A 20,909-nucleotide genomic window follows, 5' to 3' on the forward strand; every position below is an offset into this window, starting at 1 on the left:
GTGAGCACAGACAACGCGCGGCGGGCCACGGACGCCACGGGCCAGAGCCTCAATCCGGACGAGCCCAGCGAGACACTGCGGGAGGAGTACGCCGATCTCGCGGACCGCGTCCGCGAAGCACGCACGGCGTACTACGTCCACGACCAACCCGTCATATCGGACGCCGAGTACGACCGGTTGTACCGCTCCCTCGAGGAGTTCGAGGCCCTGCATCCCGAACTCAAGGCGAACGATTCCCCCACGCAGGAGGTGGGCGGTGACGTTTCCGCGGCGTTCAGCGCCGTGAAGCACCTCGAGAAGATGTACTCGCTCGAGGACGTCTTCTCCACGGACGAGCTCATGGCGTGGTTGACCCGCGCCCAGCAGCAGGTCGAGCAGTTGCCGGATGCGCCCACCGTGGCGTGGTTGAGCGAGGTCAAGATCGACGGCCTGGCCGTGAACCTGCTGTACCGCAACGGTGTGCTTGTCCGGGCCGCCACGCGCGGGGACGGCACCACGGGTGAGGACATCACCCACAACGTGGCCACCATCAAGACCATCCCGCAGCGGCTGACCGGTGAGGACTTCCCCGAAGAGGTCGAGATCCGCGGCGAGGTGTTCATCTCATCCAAGGATTTCCGCGCCCTCAACGAGGCCATCGTGGAAGAAGGCCGTGCGCCGTTCGCGAACCCCCGTAACGCCGCGGCGGGGTCCCTGCGCCAGAAGGACCCGCAGGTTACCGCGCGACGGCCGCTGTCCATGTTCGTGCACGGCATCGGGTTCTCCCGCGGTTTCGAGCTGGAGACGCAGTCGCAGGCGTACGACGTCCTGCGGGACTGGGGACTGCCCGTGAGCCCGTACTCCCGGGTCCTGGACTCGATGGAGAAGGTGCTCGAGTTCATCGCCGAGTACGGCGAGAAGCGTCACAGCCTGCTGCACGAGATCGACGGCATCGTGATCAAGGTGGACGACCGCCGCACGCAGTTCCGGCTCGGCTACACCTCCCGCGTCCCCCGGTGGGCCGTGGCGTACAAGTACCCGCCGGAGGAGGTCAATACGAAACTCGTGGACATCCTGGTCAACGTGGGTCGTACCGGTCGCGTCACGCCCTTCGGGCTCATGGACCCGGTGCGCGTGGCGGGTTCCACCGTGGAGATGGCCACCCTGCACAACCAGGACGTGGTCAAGGCCAAGGGCGTGCTCATCGGGGACACCGTGGTGCTGCGCAAGGCCGGTGACGTCATCCCGGAGATCGTGGGGCCCGTCGTCGCACTGCGGGACGGCACGGAGCGGGAATTCGTGATGCCCACCGAGTGCCCGTCGTGCGGCACGCCCCTGCGTCCCGCCAAGGAGGGGGACGTGGACATCCGCTGCCCCAATGCGGAGACGTGCCCGTCCCAGCTCAAGGAGCGCGTCAACCACGCGGCGAGTCGCGGGGCCTTCGACATCGAGGCACTGGGCGAGGAAGCGGCCAAGGCCCTGACCCAACCTGTTCCCCAGGACGCACCGGACGGCACCGAGTTCTCCGTGCCCCCGCTGCGCAACGAGGCCGGGTTGTTCGATCTCACGCCGGAGGACCTCAAGGAGGTGAAGGTGTGGCGGGACTCCCGGCGCACCGTCACGGACAAGGAGACGGGGGAGAAGACCCAGCGGGTCACCCCCGAACTCGTCCCGTACTTCTGGACCAAGCCCACCAAGAACAAGCCGAGCGTGCCCTCCAAGACCACGGAGATCATGTTCCAGCAGATGGAACAGGCCAAGGACACCGACCTGTGGCGGATCCTCGTGGCGCTGTCCATCCGCCACGTGGGTCCCACGGCCGCGCGCTCGCTGGCCACGTCCCTGCGCAGCATGGACGCGATCCGCTCGGCGGACCTGGACACGCTCGCGGGCACGGACGGGGTGGGCCCCATCATCGCGCAGGCCGTCATCGAGTTTTTCGAGGAGCCGTGGCGGTGTGAGGTCGTGGACCGCTGGGCCGCCGCGGGTGTGCGCATGGAGGAAGAGGTGGACGAGTCCACCCCCCGCACACTTGAGGGAGTCACCGTGGTGGTCACGGGATCGCTCGAGGCCTACAGCCGGGACTCCGCGAAGGAGGCCATCCTAAAACGCGGCGGCAAGGCGTCCGGGTCGGTGTCCAGGAAGACGGCGTTCCTGGTGGCTGGCGAGAACGCGGGTTCCAAGCTCGACAAGGCGGAGTCCCTCGGGGTTCCCGTGCTGGACGAGGCCGGTTTCGAGCGCTTGCTCGCGCAGGGCCCGTCGGCGTTCCACGACGCCGCTGCCGCACCGGGAGCGTCCTCGGCCGAGGACGCCCAGGACGGTGACCCGGAGGCCTCGGCCCCGGACGTGGCCGAGTCGGATGGCCAGGGCGCCGCGGCTGACGCCCCGGATGCCGCTGCATCCCACGACAACGCGGGGAAGTGAGACGCGAGATGGCGGATGCACTGGAAGGGCTGGGTCCGGGGTCGGACGAACTGCAGGAGCTGTTGGAGGTCGCGCTGCGCGCCGCACAGGCCGGGGCCGACGTCCTGAGCGGTCGTGACAGCACCGAGTTCCACGCGCAGACCAAGTCCTCGGACGGCGACTGGGTGACGTCCTTCGACGTCGCCGCGGAGGAGGCTGTGAGTGCCGTCCTGCGCCGTGAACGGCCCCGGGACGCCATCACGGGGGAGGAATCGGGAACGTACGTGCCCGAGCACCGCAGCCCCGTGCGGTGGTCGGTGGACCCGTTGGACGGGACCACCAACTTCATCCGGGACATCGTGTACTACGCCACCTCCGTGGCCGCGTGCGACGAGCACGGGAACTGGCTCGTAGGGGTCGTGAACGCCCCCGCTCTCGGGCGGATCTATTACGGCGTCGCAGGCCTGGGTGCGTGGGTCCGGCGGGACGGACGGGACACGAGGCTCACGGGTCCGGTCCCCGGCCGCCGGGGCGCGCTCTACGGCACGGGTTTCTCGTACGACCCCGCCGTGCGGCGTGAGCAATTCGGCTCGTTCCTGGACACCATGGAGAACTTCTCGGACATGCGGCGTCTGGGAGCGGCCTCCCTGGATCTCTGCATGGTGGCCGACGGCACCCTGGACGGTTACTCCGAACGTGGACTGCACGAGCACGACTGGGCGGCCGGCGCATTGATCGCCCACGAGGCCGGGGCGGTGGTGCAGCGCCCCGATCTGCCCGTTCCACCGGCGCTGAGTGAGCAAGAACACTCAGCGGGCAGTGCGATCGCGAACGCATACGAAAAGGCCCGCGTGACCAGTGTGATCGCGGCCTGGGCCCCGCGCTGAGTAGTGGTAATCACACCGTTATCGGTTGGCAATCACACCGTTATGCGAGCCGGGAACCCGGGTCGGGTTGACCTGTTCGTCGCGGGTGGCCTAGCGTGGCCGGAGTTGATTGGCCGTGGTGGCCGTGATACGTGTCCGCGACTGGGGGTGTCCCCAGAAACGGGATAACGAAAAAGTAACTTTCTGCTTGGCAACGCCCGGAACGTTACGTTATCGTTATTATCAACTTCCTCAGCGGACTTTCGTGAGCGGAAGTTCGCTTCCGGGCCCGCTCGATCCGTGGCTCGGCTTGTGCTGGATGTTGCCGCAACACCGTACGTCGTCTGTATGGCAGCATTCCGTAGTTTCTACCCCTAACACCAACTGTCAAGGGTGGACGACGGCGCGAAGACACCCAGGGATGGGAACGAGCGTAGGTGGCCTTACGGAGCATAATGAAGACTTCAACCGCTATTCGCCGTGGTGCCGCTGCTGTCCTGATGGGCGGCGTGGCCGTGGGCGCGTTCGCCGTCCCCGCCAACGCCGCTCCCAGCCTTGACGCGATCAAGCAGTGCGAGTCCGGTGGAAACTACCAGGCGCACAACGCTTCCTCCGGTGCCTCGGGTGCCTACCAGTTCCTGACCTCCACCTGGCAGAGCATGGGCGCCATCACCGCTGGCTACGCCAACGCCGCCGATGCTCCCGCCCACGTGCAGGACGCTGCTGCGGCTGCGCTGATGGAGCGTTCCGGCCCGAGCCAGTGGGAGTGCTCCGGCATGATTTCCGGCGGTTCTTACACCGCTCCGGTTGCCGCTTCCGTGGCCCCGCAGTCTTCCTCCGTCCAGAAGGCTGCTCCGGTTCAGCAGGCTGCCCCCGTGCAGCAGGCCGCTCCGGTTCAGCAGGCTGCCCCCGTGCAGCAGGCCGCTCCGGTTCAGCAGGCTGCCCCCGTGCAGCAGGTTGCCCCCGTGCAGCAGGCCCCGGCCGTGGAGTACACCGCTCCCGCGGCTCCCGTGCAGCAGGCCGCTCCCGCCGCCGGCACCTACACCGTGCAGGCCGGGGACACCCTGGGCACCATCGCCAACAAGCTGGGTGTCAACGGTGGCTGGCAGGCCCTGTTCGCCGCCAACTCCGGCACCGTGGCGGACGCCAACCTGATCTTCCCGGGCCAGGTTCTGAACATCCCCGCCTGATCCAGGCACTCATCGCTTGCGATGACCGGGTGATGCGGAGGACCGAGGTCCGCCGCTGACCCCTCGAAGCCCCGCCCCGCACCGATCCCGGTGTGGGGCGGGGCTTCGTCGTACCCGGAACCGGTCCGGATCCCACGGTGTGGGCTGTCACGCCACGGCATCCTGCGGGGCCCCGATTGCCGAGCCGGAGGATTCCTCGCCGGCTTCCGGGATGCGACCGGTGGGGTGCCACAATGAGGTCATGACGACTGAGATCGCGATCATTGGAGCAGGCATCGCCGGATTGTCCGCGGCCTCGGAGCTGGCGGAACACCGGGGGACTGGTGAGGGAATCCTCGTGGTGGAGGCGGAACGGGACGCGGCCATACACACGTCCTCCCGGTCCGCGCAGCAACTGATCCCGAGCTACGGTCCGGAACCGGTGCTCGAGCTCACCCGCTGGAGCATTGCCCGGTTGCTCGAAGCTGGCAACTATCTGGCGGCGCCGCTCGCGTGGCCCAGCTCGTTCGTCGTCGCCGGCTCGCCCGAGGACGTGGCCGCCATGACTGTTCCCGGGCTGCGTACCCTTGAGGGCGCCGAACTGTTCGAGCTGTGCCCCGAACTGCGGGTAAACCCGCAGCGCTTCAGGACCGCCGCTGTGGACGAGTCCGCCGTGCGCACGGATGCCACCGCCCTCGTGGCATGGCATCGCGAGCGAGCGCTGGCGGCCGGCGTCGAGATCCGGACGAACAGCTGCGTGACCGATGCCAGGCGGGCCGGGGACCTGTGGGAGCTGACCCTCGACGCCGCCCGGCCGAAGACCGTGCGTGCCGCCACGGTCGTCAATGCCGCGGGTGCGTGGGCGGATGAGGTGGGAGCGCTGTTCGGCGCGGCGCCCCAGGGATTACGGCCTCTGCGGCGCACGGCGGCCCTCGTGACCTTGGCCGAGCCCATGCCGCCGGAACACCCCATGGTCGACGATGCCGCCGAGGACTGGTACTACCGCCCCGATGCCGCGGGCGCCATGATCTCGCTCGGGGAGGCCGAACCCAGCGAACCGTGCGATGCCCAACCGCACGAGGGCGCCGTCGCCGGGCTGATCGCCACGATCGAGCGGGAGACCAGCCTGCGGATCACGGGCGTGGTCAAGGCATGGACCGGGCTGCGCACGGAGCGTCCGAGCGACGTCCCCGTGTGCGGCTGGGACCCGGTGGCACCGGGGATGTTCTGGCTCGCGGGCCAGGGCGGGTACGGGTTCCAGACGAGTTCGGCACTCGCCAGGGCCGCCGCGGAACTGGTGCTGCGCGGTGAGGTAGGGGACTGGCTCAGCCCCGCCACTCGCGATGCCCTGGCCCCGGAGGGCTCCCCCGATCAGTCCGCGACCCCCAGGTAGCGCGCGAGCCACGCGTACTCCCAGGCCGTGTCCTTCCACTGCGAATAGCGCCCGGACGCGCCACCGTGGCCGCCCGCCATCTCACAGCGCAGCACCACGGTCTCCGGGTGCCGGGCACGAGTGCGCAGGGCGGCGACCCACTTGGCCGGTTCCACGTACAGCACGCGGGTGTCGTTGAGGCTCGTGACCGCCAGGACGGGCGGGTAGTCCGCGTCCCGGAGGTTCTCGTAGGGGGAGTACGAACGCATGTACTCGTAGACCTCGGCCGAGTCCACGGGGTTGCCCCACTCCTCCCACTCGAGGGCGGTGAGCGGCAGCTCGGGCATGAGCATGGACGTCAGCGGGTCCACGAACGGGACCGCCGCGAGCGCCGCACAGTACAGCTCGGGCGCGAGGTTGAGCACGGCTCCCACGAGCAGGCCGCCGGCCGAGCCACCCATCACGGCGATCCGCTGGGCGTCCACGTCCGGGCGGGCGGCGAGGTGGCGGGTGACGGCGACGTAATCGGTGAACGTGTTGGTTTTGGTGTCCTTCTTACCGTTCTCGTACCACCCGCGGCCGAGTTCGCCACCGCCGCGCACGTGCGCGACCGCCCAGATCACGCCCCGGTCCAGCAGCGACAACCGGGACACGGAGAAGCCGGGGTCCGTGCTGATCTCGTAGGACCCGTAGGCGTACTGGAGCACGGGTGCGGGGCGGGTGGGGTCCAGGTCCGCGCGGCGCACGATGCTCACGGGGATCCGGGTCCCGTCCTCGGTCACGGCCCAGTCCCGTTCCACGGTGTAGTCCTGGCTGCGGTACCCGCCCAGCACGGTGGCCTCGCGCCGCAGGACGGGCTCGCCCACGCCGTACTCGTTCGTCCCGGACTCGCCGGGTTCGGCCGTGGGGATGTCGTAGACGCGCGGCGGTGTCACGAAGGACGTGTAGGACACCCGCACCACGGGGTTCTCGTACTCCGCGGAGAGCACGCCACTCGTGTAGAGCTCCTCGTCGAACGCGGCCTCGGCCCCGTCCAGCAGCGACGGCGACGCCGCACCGGCCGCCGCGCTCGACGCCGCGGCGTCGTCCGAGTCCGCAAGGCGTCCTGAGCCCGTGTCCGATGTCGAGGGCACGGCCTCGCGTGGGCCCGCAACGATCTCGTCCACCGCGCGGCGCGGGATCAGGCGGACCCGGGGCGTGGTGTCCGCGCGCAGGGCCACGACCAGGTGGGTGGCGGTGGGAACACAGGACTCGATCCGCACGTCCTCCGACGCCGGGATGACATCCGTGAGCTCGAGGTCCGCGAGGGCACGGCCCGCGTGCCCGAGCGGCATGAGGCTCACCCGGCCGTTAGGGGCGTGCGCGTCGTGGGTCAGGAGCACGTAGTCCTGGCCGGCCACCGTGAGGGGTTCCACCTCGTAGAGCACCCGGTCCTCGCGCGAGATCATGACGCGCCAGGGCAGGGAAGCCGGCCCAGCGGTGTAGTCGGACGCATCGGCGACCGGCTCATCCGTGGGGGAGCCGGCCAGCTCGGTCAACGGCAGGATCCGGTACTCGCTGTACTCCGAGCAGGACGAGGACAGCATGAGCCACTGCTTGTCCGCAGAGAGCTCGGCCCCGAGCCACAGACCGGGGTCGTCCTCCTGGAACAGCAGCTCGTCGGACGATGCGTCCCGGCCGATGACGTGCCGGTACACGCGCCACGGCCGCCAGGACTCGTCCACGACGATGTAGATCAGCTGGGAGGCGTCCGGTGTGAGAAACGCGCCGTACGAGGTCTGCTCGATCCGGTCCGCGAGAAGTTGTCCCGTAGCGAGATCCTTGACCTGGATCGTGAACCGTTCGTCACCTGCGGTGTCCTCGGACCAGGCCAACCTGGAGCCGTCCTCCGACACGCTGAAGGCGCCCAGCGCGTAGAAGTCGTGCTCCTGGGATGCGGCGTTAGCGTCCAGGAGGGTTTGTTCGCCGTCCAGTGCGGTGCCCGGTTCCACGGTGGGCGGTGTCCACTGCGCGGGGTCGGTGACCGGGACGCGGCAGAAGATCTGGTGGGCGCCGCCCTCGACCGTGCGCGTGAAGTACCACCAGTCCCCGCGACGCGACGGCACGGACAGGTCCGCCTCGAGCGTGCGGTCCTTGATCTCCCCGTAGATCCGCTCGCGCAGGGGCGCCAGATCCTCGGTCGTGGCCTCCGCGTAGGCGTTCTCGGCGTCCAGGTGCGAGCGCACCTCGGGGGAGTCCTTGTCCCGGAGCCACTCGTAGGGATCGGCGAAGGTGTGCCTGTGGAACGTGCGTTCCACCGGGCGGCTCGGGGCCACGGGATAGGACGGCTGCTCGGAAGTCATGCCCACAGTCTAGGGACGGGTGGGGACGCGCAGACGTGGTCCCGCTCGCGAGCGGCCACAATGGTCCCGTGCAGACTCCCACCCCTTCGCAGCGCGGCATGTCGCGCGCCGACACGTGGCTTCAGATCGTCCTGGTGCTCGGCGTGTCCCTCGGGACGTCCGCGGTCTACGCCGTGCTGGATCTGGCCGAGGTGCTCATGCGGTCCTCGCTGGCCGACACCACGACGACGCTCAACCGGCCCCTGAGCAGCGTCCCCCTGATCGACGCGTTGCGTCAGCTCACGGGCATCGGCTTCGCGCTCGTCCCCGTGCTGCTGGCCCTGTACCTCATGGCCGGGGTGGCGCGGGGGATCCCCGGCGTGCTGTGCAGGATCGGGGTGGATGGGCGCAGACCCGTGTGGGACACGCTGTGGGGAATGGGCCTGTTCGCGGTGATGGGCGGCGGCACCCTGGTGCTCTATCAGGTGGGCCGGTCCCTGGAGATCACCGCGCAGATCACCACATCCACCATGGAGCAGACCTGGTGGGCGGTTTCTTTGCTCGTGCTCTCCGCGCTGCGCCACTCGATCGTGGAAGAGATGATCGTGGTGGCGTTCCTGTGCGAGCGCTTGCGATCCCTCGGATGGTCGTGGTGGCTCGTGGCGGTGGCCTCCGCGGTGGTGCGGGCCAGCTATCACCTGTACCAGGGGTTCGGACCCACGCTCGGGAACCTGGTCATGGGACTCGTGTTCGTGTGGCTCTACCGCCGCGGCGGTCGACTCATGCCGCTGCTGATCGCCCACGCCCTCCTGGACACCGTGGGCTTCCTGGCCCCGCAACTGCTCGCGGGCTGATGCCGGAGACCGGTGGAGCGGCGTCGTCGGCCGCACCGAAGGGAACCAGATCAAATGGTGACGGTGCCGTCCGGGGTGTCGAACGAGACGGCCATGACCCCGGGGGTGCCGTTGGGGGCGCACCAGGTGACGTCCAGCGAGCCCAGGACGTCCTCCACGGGACCGCCGAGCCACTCCGTGACGCGGTCGGGGGAGCCGGCGATCTCCATCCCGCTCAACCGGACGTCCGTGATCCGCGCCTGGGACGGGTGCATCTCGTCCTCGGAATCGAAGTGCACCATGAACGGCAACTGCGGGTCGGAGATCAAACCCTTCACGCCGATCTGATGCCATTCGAGCTGCCGACCGTCGGGGAACAACCGGCCACCGGGCACGGAGGGGCGGCCCAGCTTGGCCTCGAAGGGCGCGAGGTCGGGGACCTCCACGACCCAGCCGAGCCAGCCGCCGCCGGCGTCGGAACGGGCACGGACGGCCTGACCGAACGGCGCCTTCTCCGCGGCGGGGTGCTCGAGCACCGTGACGACCTCCACGTACTGGTGGTCGGTGAGCGGCAGGATCATGTTCCGGGTGCCGAAACGGGGGTGCACACCGCCCTTGACCGGTTCGATCCCCAACCGGTTCGCGATGCGTTCGGTGGTGGCCTCGAGGCCGTCGGGCTGAGCCGCGAAGGAAACGTGATCCAAGTTCATGACGCCATGGTGGCACCGGCCACACGGGCCACCAAATCGAGCGCGAGCCCGGCGAGTGTGTGACCTGCGCCGCCCGGTCCGGTGGGCAGGGCCGGCTCTCCGCACCTCCCGAGACCTGACATCGGGACGGCTGATCCGGGCGGGGACTGTGTTGGTCCAGGTCAACGAGACGCGCGTCTCAGAGGCTGGAGTCCGCAGCATCAGCCGGGGAGTCTCCGACCGGGCCCTCGCTATGTGACCTGAGACCGATATCGATCCCGATCACTACGAGGTGGTTCCCGTGTCCGCAAATGCCGTCGGTTTCACACTCCTGATCCTCCGAGTCGCCCTGCTCCTGGGGAAGTTCGTGCACGTCAAGGTGGGTTGGGTCCAGAGCCTGTTCCTGCCGAGCTCCATCATCGGCGGCGCGATCCTCCTGCTCCTGGGCCCGCAGGTGCTGGGCCGCTTCGACGGGCCGTGGGGCGAGAACGGCCTGTTCCGCAGCGACGAGTACTACCCCGCCGGCACCATGACCAGCCGCCCGTCCTCCGTGGAACCGTTCTCCCTGCACATGTCCATCGCGGCCGTGGCTGGCGGCGTTCACCATCCTGGCGGTGGTCGGCATCGCGTTCAACGTGGCCATTTTCCTGTGGTTGGCACCCCACATCATCGGTCGCTACTAATTCGGGCGCGGTATCGGTGACTTCCGCCAGTCCATGGGTGTGACCGCCACCGGGCTGATCCTCATGCGCGTGGTGGGCCCGGAGGCCAAGACCCGGTGTTCGAGGCGTTCGGTTACAAGCAGCTGGTGTTCGAACCGTTCTTCGGGGGCGGGTTGGTCACGGTGCTGGCCATCCCCGTCATCTACCTGACCGGCGTGCGGCCGTTGTTCTTCGTGATGCTCGCGGTGTTCGTGATCGCGGTGCTCACGGGTCTGTTCTACGTCCATCCACGTGAGATGAAGGACCGGGAACTGCACACCCGGGAGATGGAACAGCAGGAACGAGCGGCCACTGACCCCGAGCCCGCTCGCAGCGTCCCCGGCTTGACTCCCGCCCCGCCGGGTTCGGACAATGAGGTAATAGGTCACGAGAGTCAGCGCGAAGCCCCAGCTAGCTGACCGGCAACCCTCCCTTCCGCGGTGGGGTGCCCTGGGTGAGGACCTGGCCGTGGCGTCGACCGACGTCATGCGGCAAGCGCGGGTCGTTGGTGCCCGGTCACAGCACGGGCACCGTGCGGATCGCCACCGGACCCCTGATCCCTCCGAGAAGGAGTACGGCCATGAGCACCGCTCCCACCCCCGACAATCCCCAGGGCTGGTCGTTCGAAACCCGACAGATCCACGCGGGCCAGAACCCCGACCCTGTGACCGGGTCGCGCGCCCTGCCGATCCACCAGACCACGTCCTTCGTGTTCCCGGACGCCCGCACGGCGGCGGCCCGGTTCGCGCTCGAGGAGATGGGCCCCATCTACTCGCGCCTGACCAACCCCACCACGGAGGTCGTGGAGAACCGGGTCGCGTCCCTCGAGGGCGGCGTGGGGGCCCTGATGGTCTCCTCCGGACAGGCCGCGGCCACGCTCGCGATCCTCAACCTGGGCGGCGCCGGAACCCACGTGGTGGCCAGCCCGTCCCTGTACGGCGGGTCGTACAACCTGCTCAAGCACACGCTGCCGCGCATGGGCGTGGAGACCACGTTCGTCTCGGACCCGGACAATCCCGCGCAGTGGCGGGACGCGGTGCGCGAGAACACCGTGGCGTTCTTCGGTGAATCCATCCCGAACCCCCGCAACGACGTGCTCGACATCGAGACGATCGCCGGGATCGCCCACGAGGCGGGTGTCCCGCTCATCGTGGACAACACGATCGCCACGCCCTACTTGGTGCGGCCCATCGAGTGGGGCGCGGACATCGTGCTGCACTCGGCCACCAAGTTCCTGGGCGGCCACGGCACGGCGATCGGCGGGTTCATCGTGGACACCGGAGCGTTCGACTACTCGCGGGACCCCGAGCGCTTCCCCGGTTTCAACCAACCGGACGAGACGTACAACGGGCTCGTCTACGCCCGCGATCTCGGTGCGGACGGGGCCTTCGGCGTCAACCTCTCGTACATCCTCAAAGCGCGCGTGCAGTTGCTGCGTGATCTGGGGACCTCGATCTCTCCGTTCAACGCGTTCTTGATCGAGCAGGGCATCGAGACGCTGTCGTTGCGCATGGAACGTCACGTGGCCAACGCGCAGAAGGTCGCCGAGTGGCTCGAGGCCCGCCCCGAGGTGCGCTCGGTGTCCTACGCCGGTCTCGAGTCCTCGCGCTGGCACGACCGCGCCCTGAAGTACGCGCCCAACGGTGCCGGGTCGGTGCTCGGTTTCGTGCTCGACGGCGGCCGGGACGCCGGTGTCGCGTTCGTGGACGCCCTGAGCCTGCACTCCAACGTGGCGAACATCGGTGACGTGCGCTCGCTCGTGATTCACCCCGCCTCCACGACGCACGCCCAGCTCAAGGACGAGGAGCAGCTCGCGGCCGGCGTGGAACCGGGATTCGTGCGGCTGTCCGTGGGTGTCGAGGGCATCGACGACATCCTCGCGGACCTCGAGTCCGGATTCGCCGCGGTGGGTGCGCGCGGCGACGCTGCCGGTGACGCGGCGTCGTCGGCGGAGGACACGGGGAACTGACCATGACGGTCGTGGGCAACGGGCCGCGCACGCGGCGCGACGGCGTCGTACGGCGGGCCGAACTCGGCGAGCTCGTGCTCGAGTCCCGGTTCCGGCTGCCGGACGTGCACCTCGCGTACGAGACGTGGGGCGAGCTCGCGGCGGACGGTTCCAACGCGGTGCTGATCGAGCACGCGCTCACGGGTGACACGCACGTGGCGCGCGGTGGCGCGGGACACGAGGACGCCGCGAGCGCTCCCGAGGGCGCGGCCGCCGCGGCGGACGGTTGGTGGGACGGACTCGTGGGCCCGGGTGCCGCGATCGACACGGACCGCTACTTCGTGGTGTGCGCCAACATCCTGGGCGGGTGCTACGGCAGCACGGGACCCGCGAGTCCCGCACCGGACGGCGTCCCGTGGGGCTCGCGTTTCCCGCGCGTGACCGTGCGGGACTCGGTGACCGCGGAGGCCCTGCTCGCTCGGGCGCTCGGAGTCTCCCGGTGGCGGCTCGTGATCGGCGGGTCCATGGGCGGAGCTCGCGCCCTCGAGTGGGCCGTGTCCCACCCGGATCGGGTGGCCGCGTGCGCCGTGATCGCGGCCAACGCGCGCGTGGGTGCCGAGCAGCTCGCGTGGGGACAGGCACAGTCGCTCGCGATCCGCCAGGACCCGAACTTCCGGGGCGGCGACTACTACGCGGGCGAGTACCCGGAGGCGGGTCTGGGGCTCGCGCGGCGGATCGCGCACATCACCTATCGCAGCGCGCACGAGCTGGAGACGCGCTTCGGCCGCGAACCCCAACCCCGTGAGGACCCCGAGGCCACCCACGTCGCGGACCGCGGTCGGTACCAGGTGGAGAGCTACCTGGACCACCAGGCGTCCAAACTCGCGGGCCGCTTCGACGCGAACTCGTACCTGAGTGTCAACGAGACCTTGATGTCGCACGACGTCGCTCGGGGCCGCGGCGAGCTACGGGACGTCCTCGCCCGCACGCGGTGCGAGTGGCTCGTGGCCGCGGTGGACTCCGATCGGTTGTTCTTCCCCTCGGAATCCGCCGAACTCGTGGCTGCGCTACCGGGGGAGCAGGAGCTGCACACGATCACGTCCCCGAGCGGGCACGACGGGTTCCTGATCGAAACTCCGCAGGTGGGCATGTTGCTGCGGGAGACCGTGCTGCGGGATTGAGCAGGGAGCCCTGACGGGTCGGTTTCAGCGGTGAGACCCGGTGGGAACGGGTCGGCTTCAGTGGGCGCGGCCCTGACTGGCGGGACTGGGTGACCCGGCCCCGGGCCGGCTCAGGCCTCCCGGTCCTCGACAGGGATGCCCTCGCCCGCACCGGGGATCGTGGTGCGCCCGAACGAAGGGCGCTTGGCGGTGATGTTGTCCCCCGAGCTGCGACGCCGGATCCGGCGGCCGACCCACGGGACCAGGTACTTCCCGGCCCACACGAGGTCCTCTCGACGCGCCTCGCGCCACGTGCGCGCGGGGCGGTCCCCGAGTTCACCGGGAACCAGGTCGTGCTCGACCCCCAGGGAGTCCAGGACCTCGCACGCGATGAGCTGGTGGCCCAGGGGCGAGAAGTGCAACCGGTCCGGTGCCCACATGGCAGGTTCCCCCAGTTGCTGCAGTCCCCAGAGGTCCACCATCACGGCGTCGTGCCGGGCGGCCACCACGCGCACGTTCTCGTTGAAGATCGCCACGCGCCCGCGGATGCCGCGCAGCACGGGGGTGTTGCCGATGTCCGGGCCGTCGAACATCGTGACCGTGGCACCCGTGGCGGCGAGTTTCTCGATCACGGCGTCGAGCCGCACCGCGATGTCGTCCGGATCCGCACCGGGTCGCAGCATATCGTTGCCGCCCGCGCTGATGGTCACGAGGTCCGGGCGCAGTTCGATGGCCGGTTCCAGCTGTTCGTCCACGATGCCCTGGAAGAGCCGACCGCGGATCGCGAGGTTGGCGTACGCGAAGTCGTCGGTGTGGCGCGCGAGCTCCTCGGCCACGCGATCGGCCCAACCGCGCACACCGCCGGGGACGGCGTCGTCGGGATCGCCGACGCCCTCCGTGAAAGAATCGCCGATCGAGACCATGCGGTGCCAAGGGTGCTTCGGGTCGGAGGGGGCTCGGGAGTGCGTGCTCTTATCCATACCAGGGTTCTAACACACCCGCCTGAACGACTCAGGCCCGCGGGCAGCGCCGGGTGGGCATGTCAGGATGGAACCATGCAACAAGCTCCCCACGTGATCTGGAACAACGAACCGCAGGACCGCGCCGGAACACCCTTGGTGGTCATGTTCCACGGCTACGGTTCGTACGAGGAAGACCTCATGGCCCTGAGCTTCGCGCTACCGCAGGGCTACACGTACGCGTCCGTGCGCGCACCGCAGCGCGCGGGTATGGGTTTCCAATGGTTCCCGTTAGCCGCAGATCTCGCGTTCACCACGGACGCCGTGGTCGCCGCGGCCGAGGCCGTGATCGAGTGGTTGCGCGAAGAGTCCCAGCAGCACACGCACGTCTTCCTGCTGGGGTTCTCCCAGGGCATGGCCATGGCCACGACCGTGGCGCGTCACGTCCCCGAGCTCGTGGACGCCGTCGTGGGGATGTCCGGGTTCGTGGTGCCCGTGGCGCCCGACGACGCCCAGGCGGGGTTCTTCCAAGACGAACGTCTGCGCGCCGAGCCGCTGCGCATGTTCTGGGGCCGGGACCCGGAGGACCCCGTGATCACCTCGGTGCTCGTAGACGGCACCGCCGAGTGGGCCAACGATCACACCGAGCTGACCAAGATCCAGTACCGGGGCATCGGTCACGGGGTGTGCCCGGAGGAACTCGCGCACATCAAGGAGTATCTCCAGGCCGCCGTGGACGCGACCTCGTAGGGCGTCAGCCCGTCACGATGCGCACGGGCGGCAGCTCCGCCCCGACCACCGCGATCACGTCTCCGGCGTGCAGTTGCGCGCCGCGGCGCAGTTCCACCGCGCCGTTGACCGTGACCTGCCCCTCGGACACCAAGTGCTTGGCGTGTTGGCCGTCCTCCGCGAGGTTCGCGAGCTTGAGCGCTTGGCCCAATCGGATCATCTCGTCACGGATCGGGAGTTCTTCGTAGTCGTCGTGATGCATGGGTCCATCCTCGCAGGCTCGGGAGTAGTCTTCATCGGTGACCTCTTCCACCCCCGTCCGCCGTCGCGCCCCCACTCCACACGCGCCCGCCCGGAGCCCGCTCGTCCTGCTCACGGGGGTCGTGCTGAGTATCCTGGCGGGGTCGTGCCTGGCCGTCCAGTCGCGGTTCAACGGCGCGCTGGGCCGCGCCATGGGGGACCCGTACCTCGCCGCGCTCGTGAGCTTCGGGATCGGGTTCGCAGTGTTGCTCGTGGGCTCCGTCCTACTGCCTGCGGGCCGGCGCGGCGCGGCGCGGTTGCCGGGCGTGCTGCGCACGCGGCGGATCCGCTGGTGGTACTTCCTGGCCGGGGTCTTCGGCGCGTACCTCGTGATCGCGCAGACGCTCACGACGGCGCTGCTGGGCGTGTCCGTGTTCATCCTGGGTCTCGTGGTGGGCCAGTCCCTGGGCGGGATGCTCGTGGACCGGTGGGGGATCGGCCCCGGCGGGATGCAACCGCTGAGCCGCTACAGGGTGCTCGGTACCGTCCTGATCCTGGCCGCCGTGGCCGTGGCCATGGTGCCGCGGTTCTCGGCGGGTTCCCTGCACATGTCCACCCCGGCGCTCGTGGGCGCGGTGGCGTTGCCGGTTCTGGCGGGTGTGCTCAACACGGTGCAGACGGCGTGGAACGCTCACATTGCCGCGGCCACAGGGACGCCCCTCACATCCACGCTCACGAACTTCGCGGCCGGGACCGTGGCACTCGTGGTCGTGGCCGGTGTGGCCCGCTGGCTCACGCGCCCCGGACCCGTGCAGTGGCCCCACGAGTGGTGGCTCTACACGGGCGGGATCCTGGGCATCGTGTTCGTGGCCGCCGGGGCGGTGCTGGCCCGGCACGTGGGTGTGCTGCAGACCAGCCTGGGGCTCGTGACGGGCATGCTGCTTGGGGCGCTCGTGCTCGACGTCGCCGTGCCCACCGCGGCCACCGTGGTCACCCCCGTCACGGTCGCGGGCACGCTGGCCACCCTCGTGGGCCTCGTGGTCGTCACACTCCCGTGGGGTTCACGCCGCCTTTCCTGAGGCGCGATTCTGCGTGGTGTGGTCGGGAATCCGTCGCCCCACGATTGATTGCACGTGTAATGGTTTGTCGTTAGATTTTTCGTGAGACGCACGTCACACTGGAGCGCCGCGAGGAGACGACCATGACCCAGATCCCACATTTCATCGCAGGCACACGCGTCCCGGGGGAGTCCGGGCGATTCGGGGACGTCTACAACCCCGTGCGGGGCACGGTCGCGGCGCAGGTGCCCCTGGCCACCGCGGACGAGGTCGAGCGCGCCGTCATCTCGGCCCAGGAGGCGTTCCCCGTATGGTCCGCGCTCAACCCCCAACGCCGGGGGCGGCTCTTGCTCAAATGGGTGGACCGGATTAACGAGAACGCGGACGAGCTGGCCGAGCTGCTGTCCAACGAACACGGCAAGACGCTGGAGGACGCGCGCGGGGACATTCAGCGCGGCGTCGAGGTCGTGGAATTCGCCGCCGGGGCACCCCACCTGCTCAAGGGGGAGTTCTCCGCGAACGCCGGCACGGGGATCGACGTCCACTCGGTCCGCCAGCCCCTCGGCGTGGTCGCGGGGATCACACCGTTCAATTTCCCGGCCATGATCCCGCTGTGGAAGACCGGCATCGCGCTCGCAGCGGGCAACACGTTCGTGCTCAAGCCCTCGGAGCGCGACCCGTCCGTGCCCGTGCGGCTCGCGGAACTCGCCGTCGAGGCCGGGATGCCCGAGGGCGTGCTGAACGTGGTCCACGGGGACAAGACCGCCGTGGACGCGCTGATCGAGGACCCGCGCGTCAAGGCCATGGGATTCGTGGGTTCGAGTCCGATCGCCCAGTCCATCTACGTGGCCGCCGCGCAGCACAACAAGCGCGCCCAGTGCTTTGGGGGTGCCAAGAACCACATGGTCATCATGCCGGACGCGGACCTCGAGCAGGCCGCGGACGCCCTCATGGGCGCCGCCTACGGCTCCGCGGGGGAGCGCTGTATGGCGGTGTCCGTGGCGGTGCCCGTGGGGGAGGCCACCGCAGACCGGTTGGTCGACCTGCTGCGCGAACGCATTGACCAACTCACCCTGGGCCCGTCCCTCGACCCGGCTTCGGACTTCGGCCCGGTCGTGGGCCCGGACGCCAAGGAACGCATCGAGCGCTACATCGGCATCGGTGAGCAGGAGGGCGCCACGCTGCTCGTGGACGGGCGCGGCGCGGAGGTCGCGGGTCACCCCGACGGCTTCTGGGTCGGGGCCACCCTGTTCGACCACGTCACACCGGACATGCAGATCTACAAGGACGAGATCTTCGGCCCCGTGCTGTGTGTTGTGCGTGCCGAGGACTACGAGGAGGCCCTGCGCCTGCCCTCCGAGCACGAGTACGGCAACGGCGTGGCCATCTTCACGCGCGACGGGGACACCGCGCGCGACTTCACGTCCCGGGTGGACGTGGGGATGGTGGGCGTGAACGTCCCGATCCCCGTGCCCATCGCGTACTACACCTTCGGCGGGTGGAAGGCCTCCGGTTTCGGCGACCTCAACCAGCACGGCACGGACGGGTTGAAGTTCTACACGAAGACCAAGACCGTGACCACGCGCTGGCCCTCCGGGGCCAAGGAGGGCTCGAGCTTCGTGATGCCCGCCGGCAGCTGAGCGGGCCCGCGGGCGGCCGCGGGTTCCCTTCCACGGGGCCCGGCCCTGGTCCCCGCCCCATAGGTCCCGCGCCTCACGACCCGCACTTCGCGACCCGAGCCGAACGCCCGAACCGAACGTCCCGAACCCCCGGGTTCCGTACCGTCAGGGAGCACCATGAACACCTCCGGCACAACAGATCTCCGGGTGGCCTTCCTGGGCCTGGGCCATATGGGCGGGCCCATGGCCGCCAACTTGGTGGCCGCGGGCGTCCCGGTCCTGGGGTTCGACGTGGTCCCCGCCGCGATGGACGCCGCCCGCGCGGCCGGGGTCACGGTGGTGGACTCGCCCGCGGCCGCGGTCCATGAGGCGCAGGTCGTCATCACCATGTTCCCTTCGGGTCGACACGTCCGGCAGGCCTACACGGGCGACGACGCCGCGCCCGGTCTGCTCGCGGCGGCACCCGCCGGGACCACGTTCCTCGACTGCTCCACGATCGACATCTCCGACGCGCAGGACGCCGCCGAACTCGCCGTGGCGGCGGGCCACCGGGCGGCGGACGCACCGGTCTCGGGCGGCGTCGTCGGGGCGGAGGCGGGAACGCTCGCGTTCATGGTGGGCGCCCCGAAGGACGTATACCGGGAGGTGCTCCCGCTGCTCGAGATCATGGGCGGGCGGATCGTGCACTGCGGGGGCAACGGCATGGGGCAGGCCGCGAAGATCTGCAACAACATGATCCTGGGCGTGTCCATGATTGCGGTGAGCGAGGCGTTCGTGCTCGCCGAGAAACTGGGGCTCACGCACGACGCGATGTACGACGTCGTCTCGCAGGCCTCGGGACAGTGCTGGTCCCTGACCACGAACTGCCCGGTGCCCGGGCCGGTTCCCGCGAGTCCCGCCAACCGCGATTTCCGGCCGGGCTTCGCCGGAGCCCTGATGGCCAAGGACCTGAACCTGGCCGTCTCCGCACTGACCGATACCGGGGTCGCGGCCCACATGGGCCCGCTCGCCGCGCAGCTGTACCGCGAGTTCGCGGCCGGCGACGGCGCCCACCGGGACTTCTCGGGGATCATCGAGACCATCCGCGCCGAGAGCGAGCGCGGGGCCTGAATGGCATCGCCTGACCAGCAAGGATTGAGCGGGGAGCGTGCGCGGCGGGGCTTAAATGGCGGGGCCTGGCGTCGCAGGGGCGTCAGCCCTCGATCGCGAAGTCCCCGGCGTGTGCGCGGAAGCGCCGCAGGATCGCGATGAGCGAGTCCACCTCGTCCGGTGCGAACCCCGTGTCGCGGAACAGGTCACGGTTGAGCGCCTCGGTGGCTTCGGCGGCTACGGCCGTCCCCCGATCCGTGAGCACGATGGTGATGGCCCGCCGGTCACTGGGCAGCGGTTCGCGGCGCACCAGGCCCGCGTCCTCGAGGCGGTCCACCGCGTTGGTCACGGAGGTCGGGTGGACCTGCAACAGGGCACTGGCCTTCTTCATGAGCATCTGGTGCTCGCGCGAGAAACTCAGCAGCGCGATCAGCTCGTAGCGCGCGAATGTGAGCCCGAACGGTTTGAGGACGGCCTCGGCCCGGGACAGCAGGATCTGTTGCACGCGCATGATGGCCGTGACCGCCGCCATGGGCGCGGCGGTGTCCTCCCACCCATGCCGCATCCAGTTGCGTTGGGCCTCGGCAATGGGGTCCCTGGGAAGCCCGGGAGTGGTCGACATAGGGAACCCGCCTTCCTCATCGGATGCCGTCGGTGCCCTCCCGCGGCCCGGTCAGGGTACCAAGGGCCTGTCATCGAACGTCCGTCACCGGGCGACCGTCACGGGAGGGCCGTCACCGGGCGGCCATTACTGGTCCAGGGACAGATCCTCCTCGCGGTACTCCGTCCCGTACCCCTCCGGCGCTCGGCCGGATTTGGAGCGCCGCGTCTCCACCGAGCGCAGTTCCACGCGACGGATCTTGCCCGAGATGGTCTTAGGCAGTTCGAGGAACTCGATCCGACGGATCCGCTTGTAGGGTGCGACCTTGGTGCGGCAGTAGGCCAGGATCTCCGTGGCGGTCGCGACGTCGGCCATGCGGCCGGGCGCGAGCGTGACGCAGGCCTTGGGGACCGCGAGGCGCAGCTCGTCCGGGGTGGGGACGATGGCCGCTTCCAGCACCGCGGGGTGTTCCACGAGCACGGACTCGAGCTCGAACGGGGAGATCTTGTAGTTGTTGGACTTGAACACGTCGTCGGAGCGGCCCATGTAGCTGAACACCCCGTTCTCGTCCACCGAGACGATGTCGCCGGGTTCCAGACCGATCCAGTACATCGTGGAGAGGTGGCCCACGGGGTAGGACGTGTGGGTGTGCTCCACGAGTTTCGGCGTGGACGTGGTCCCGGACGTGAAGTACAGCAGCAGGGTAGCGTCCCCGCCCGTGGGCGAGTCCGGTTCCAGTTCGTCCGAGCTCGCGTACGCGTCCCGGTAGTCCAGGCACGTGCGGTGGGGAAGCTCGGGGGCGGCGACCGGTTCGGAACCCGCCCGGACCCCCGGGACGTACACGACCGCGTAGTCCCCGGGCCCGGAGGCGAACTTGGCGGCATCCTCCACGCCGCCCACCGCCCGCGAGGCGCCGGCGCGTTCCACCCGGCCGTGAGGTCGGTGGGTTCCATCTGGGTGGTCGAGGGGATCACCACCGCCCCCAGCTTGATGCACGCGAGCATGCACTCCCACAGCTCCACCTGGTTGTTGAGCATCGAAGCGCGGCCACACGAACTTTTCCCGGGCCCGTTCCCACTCCTGCTGGAGCGACACCAGGTGGTCGCGTGCGGCGCGAATCTCGTCCGTGACGGTCATGACCGGCCCCTCAAATCCATGTGATCTGTGACACAC

Annotated in this window: 18 protein-coding genes, 1 pseudogene and 1 riboswitch; of the genes and pseudogenes, 13 read left to right on the forward strand and 6 right to left on the reverse strand. The window is 69.4% G+C overall.

Annotated elements, in window-relative coordinates; genetic code table 11:
* From ligA to RF637_RS11615, 4 genes are all read left to right on the forward strand, one after another.
* Positions 1–2,403: an NAD-dependent DNA ligase LigA gene (ligA, locus tag RF637_RS11600; RefSeq protein WP_368844909.1), complete on the forward strand. Its 2,403-nt coding sequence runs from the start codon at positions 1–3 to the stop codon at positions 2,401–2,403.
* Positions 2,404–2,411: 8 nt separating this feature from the next.
* Positions 2,412–3,269: an inositol monophosphatase gene (locus tag RF637_RS11605; protein ID WP_368844910.1), complete on the forward strand. Its 858-nt coding sequence runs from the start codon at positions 2,412–2,414 to the stop codon at positions 3,267–3,269.
* A gap of 434 nt (positions 3,270–3,703) precedes the next feature.
* The gene (locus RF637_RS11610) at positions 3,704–4,438 is read left to right on the forward strand and encodes a transglycosylase family protein (protein ID WP_368844911.1); all 735 of its coding nucleotides are present in this window, start codon (positions 3,704–3,706) and stop codon (positions 4,436–4,438) included.
* A 241-nt stretch (positions 4,439–4,679) separates the two neighbouring features.
* Positions 4,680–5,810, forward strand: coding sequence for an NAD(P)/FAD-dependent oxidoreductase (locus tag RF637_RS11615; RefSeq protein ID WP_368844912.1), 1,131 nt, complete (start codon positions 4,680–4,682; stop codon positions 5,808–5,810).
* Here the strand turns inward: RF637_RS11615 and RF637_RS11620 are convergent.
* Complete coding sequence (locus RF637_RS11620; RefSeq protein WP_368844913.1) at positions 5,789–8,131, reverse strand: S9 family peptidase; 2,343 nt, start codon at positions 8,129–8,131, stop codon at positions 5,789–5,791. The two genes, RF637_RS11615 and RF637_RS11620, sit on opposite strands and share 22 nt — an antisense overlap.
* 68 nt (positions 8,132–8,199) lie before the next feature.
* Between RF637_RS11620 and RF637_RS11625 the strand changes: the two genes are divergently transcribed.
* Complete coding sequence (locus RF637_RS11625) at positions 8,200–8,964, forward strand: CPBP family intramembrane glutamic endopeptidase (RefSeq protein ID WP_368835854.1); 765 nt, start codon at positions 8,200–8,202, stop codon at positions 8,962–8,964.
* Between the two features lie 50 nt (positions 8,965–9,014).
* On the opposite strand, the gene RF637_RS11630 is transcribed toward RF637_RS11625, so the two are convergent.
* On the reverse strand, positions 9,015–9,653 hold the full coding sequence (locus RF637_RS11630; protein WP_064846920.1) for a VOC family protein: 639 nt from the start codon (positions 9,651–9,653) through the stop codon (positions 9,015–9,017).
* Positions 9,654–9,933: 280 nt separating this feature from the next.
* Between RF637_RS11630 and RF637_RS11635 the strand changes: the two genes are divergently transcribed.
* The 4 genes from RF637_RS11635 to RF637_RS11650 all read left to right on the forward strand — a co-directional run bounded on the left by RF637_RS11635 (position 9,934) and on the right by RF637_RS11650 (position 13,462).
* Positions 9,934–10,335 (forward strand): hypothetical protein, encoded by a 402-nt coding sequence (locus RF637_RS11635; protein ID WP_368835855.1) that lies wholly within the window; start codon positions 9,934–9,936, stop codon positions 10,333–10,335.
* A 75-nt stretch (positions 10,336–10,410) separates the two neighbouring features.
* Entirely contained in the window at positions 10,411–10,752 is a 342-nt protein-coding gene (locus RF637_RS11640) for a hypothetical protein (RefSeq protein ID WP_206051947.1), read from the forward strand.
* Positions 10,717–10,837: riboswitch (SAM riboswitch) on the forward strand. (Overlaps the previous gene by 36 nt.)
* A 76-nt stretch (positions 10,838–10,913) precedes the next feature.
* Positions 10,914–12,302: a bifunctional o-acetylhomoserine/o-acetylserine sulfhydrylase gene (locus tag RF637_RS11645; RefSeq protein ID WP_098053327.1), complete on the forward strand. Its 1,389-nt coding sequence runs from the start codon at positions 10,914–10,916 to the stop codon at positions 12,300–12,302.
* Between the two features lie 2 nt (positions 12,303–12,304).
* Positions 12,305–13,462, forward strand: coding sequence for a homoserine O-acetyltransferase (locus RF637_RS11650; protein ID WP_085106630.1), 1,158 nt, complete (start codon positions 12,305–12,307; stop codon positions 13,460–13,462).
* Positions 13,463–13,572: 110 nt separating this feature from the next.
* Here the strand turns inward: RF637_RS11650 and RF637_RS11655 are convergent, their stop codons facing one another.
* Entirely contained in the window at positions 13,573–14,421 is an 849-nt protein-coding gene (locus tag RF637_RS11655; RefSeq protein ID WP_085106631.1) for an SGNH/GDSL hydrolase family protein, read from the reverse strand.
* Between the two features lie 75 nt (positions 14,422–14,496).
* Between RF637_RS11655 and RF637_RS11660 the strand changes: the two genes are divergently transcribed.
* Positions 14,497–15,150 (forward strand): alpha/beta fold hydrolase, encoded by a 654-nt coding sequence (locus tag RF637_RS11660; protein WP_318545631.1) that lies wholly within the window; start codon positions 14,497–14,499, stop codon positions 15,148–15,150.
* A 4-nt stretch (positions 15,151–15,154) separates the two neighbouring features.
* Here RF637_RS11660 and RF637_RS11665 read toward each other — a convergent pair whose 3' ends face one another.
* Positions 15,155–15,391 (reverse strand): RNA-binding S4 domain-containing protein, encoded by a 237-nt coding sequence (locus RF637_RS11665; RefSeq protein WP_064846925.1) that lies wholly within the window; start codon positions 15,389–15,391, stop codon positions 15,155–15,157.
* A 37-nt stretch (positions 15,392–15,428) separates the two neighbouring features.
* Here RF637_RS11665 and RF637_RS11670 point away from each other — a divergent pair, with 37 nt between their 5' ends.
* The 3 genes from RF637_RS11670 (at position 15,429) to mmsB (ending at position 19,156) form a co-directional block, all read left to right on the forward strand.
* Complete coding sequence (locus RF637_RS11670) at positions 15,429–16,448, forward strand: DMT family transporter (RefSeq protein ID WP_368835856.1); 1,020 nt, start codon at positions 15,429–15,431, stop codon at positions 16,446–16,448.
* Between the two features lie 122 nt (positions 16,449–16,570).
* Positions 16,571–18,067, forward strand: coding sequence for a CoA-acylating methylmalonate-semialdehyde dehydrogenase (locus tag RF637_RS11675; protein WP_368835857.1), 1,497 nt, complete (start codon positions 16,571–16,573; stop codon positions 18,065–18,067).
* A gap of 156 nt (positions 18,068–18,223) precedes the next feature.
* Complete coding sequence (gene mmsB, locus RF637_RS11680; protein WP_239318215.1) at positions 18,224–19,156, forward strand: 3-hydroxyisobutyrate dehydrogenase; 933 nt, start codon at positions 18,224–18,226, stop codon at positions 19,154–19,156.
* Between the two features lie 82 nt (positions 19,157–19,238).
* Here the strand turns inward: mmsB and RF637_RS11685 are convergent, their stop codons facing one another.
* Complete coding sequence (locus RF637_RS11685; RefSeq protein WP_167318695.1) at positions 19,239–19,757, reverse strand: MarR family winged helix-turn-helix transcriptional regulator; 519 nt, start codon at positions 19,755–19,757, stop codon at positions 19,239–19,241.
* Positions 19,758–19,883: 126 nt separating this feature from the next.
* Positions 19,884–20,873, reverse strand: a pseudogene (locus RF637_RS11690) (AMP-binding protein).
* Between the last annotated feature and the right edge of the window lie 36 nt (positions 20,874–20,909).

Source organism: Kocuria sp. CPCC 204721 (assembly GCF_040980945.1).
Classification (GTDB): domain Bacteria; phylum Actinomycetota; class Actinomycetes; order Actinomycetales; family Micrococcaceae; genus Kocuria; species Kocuria marina.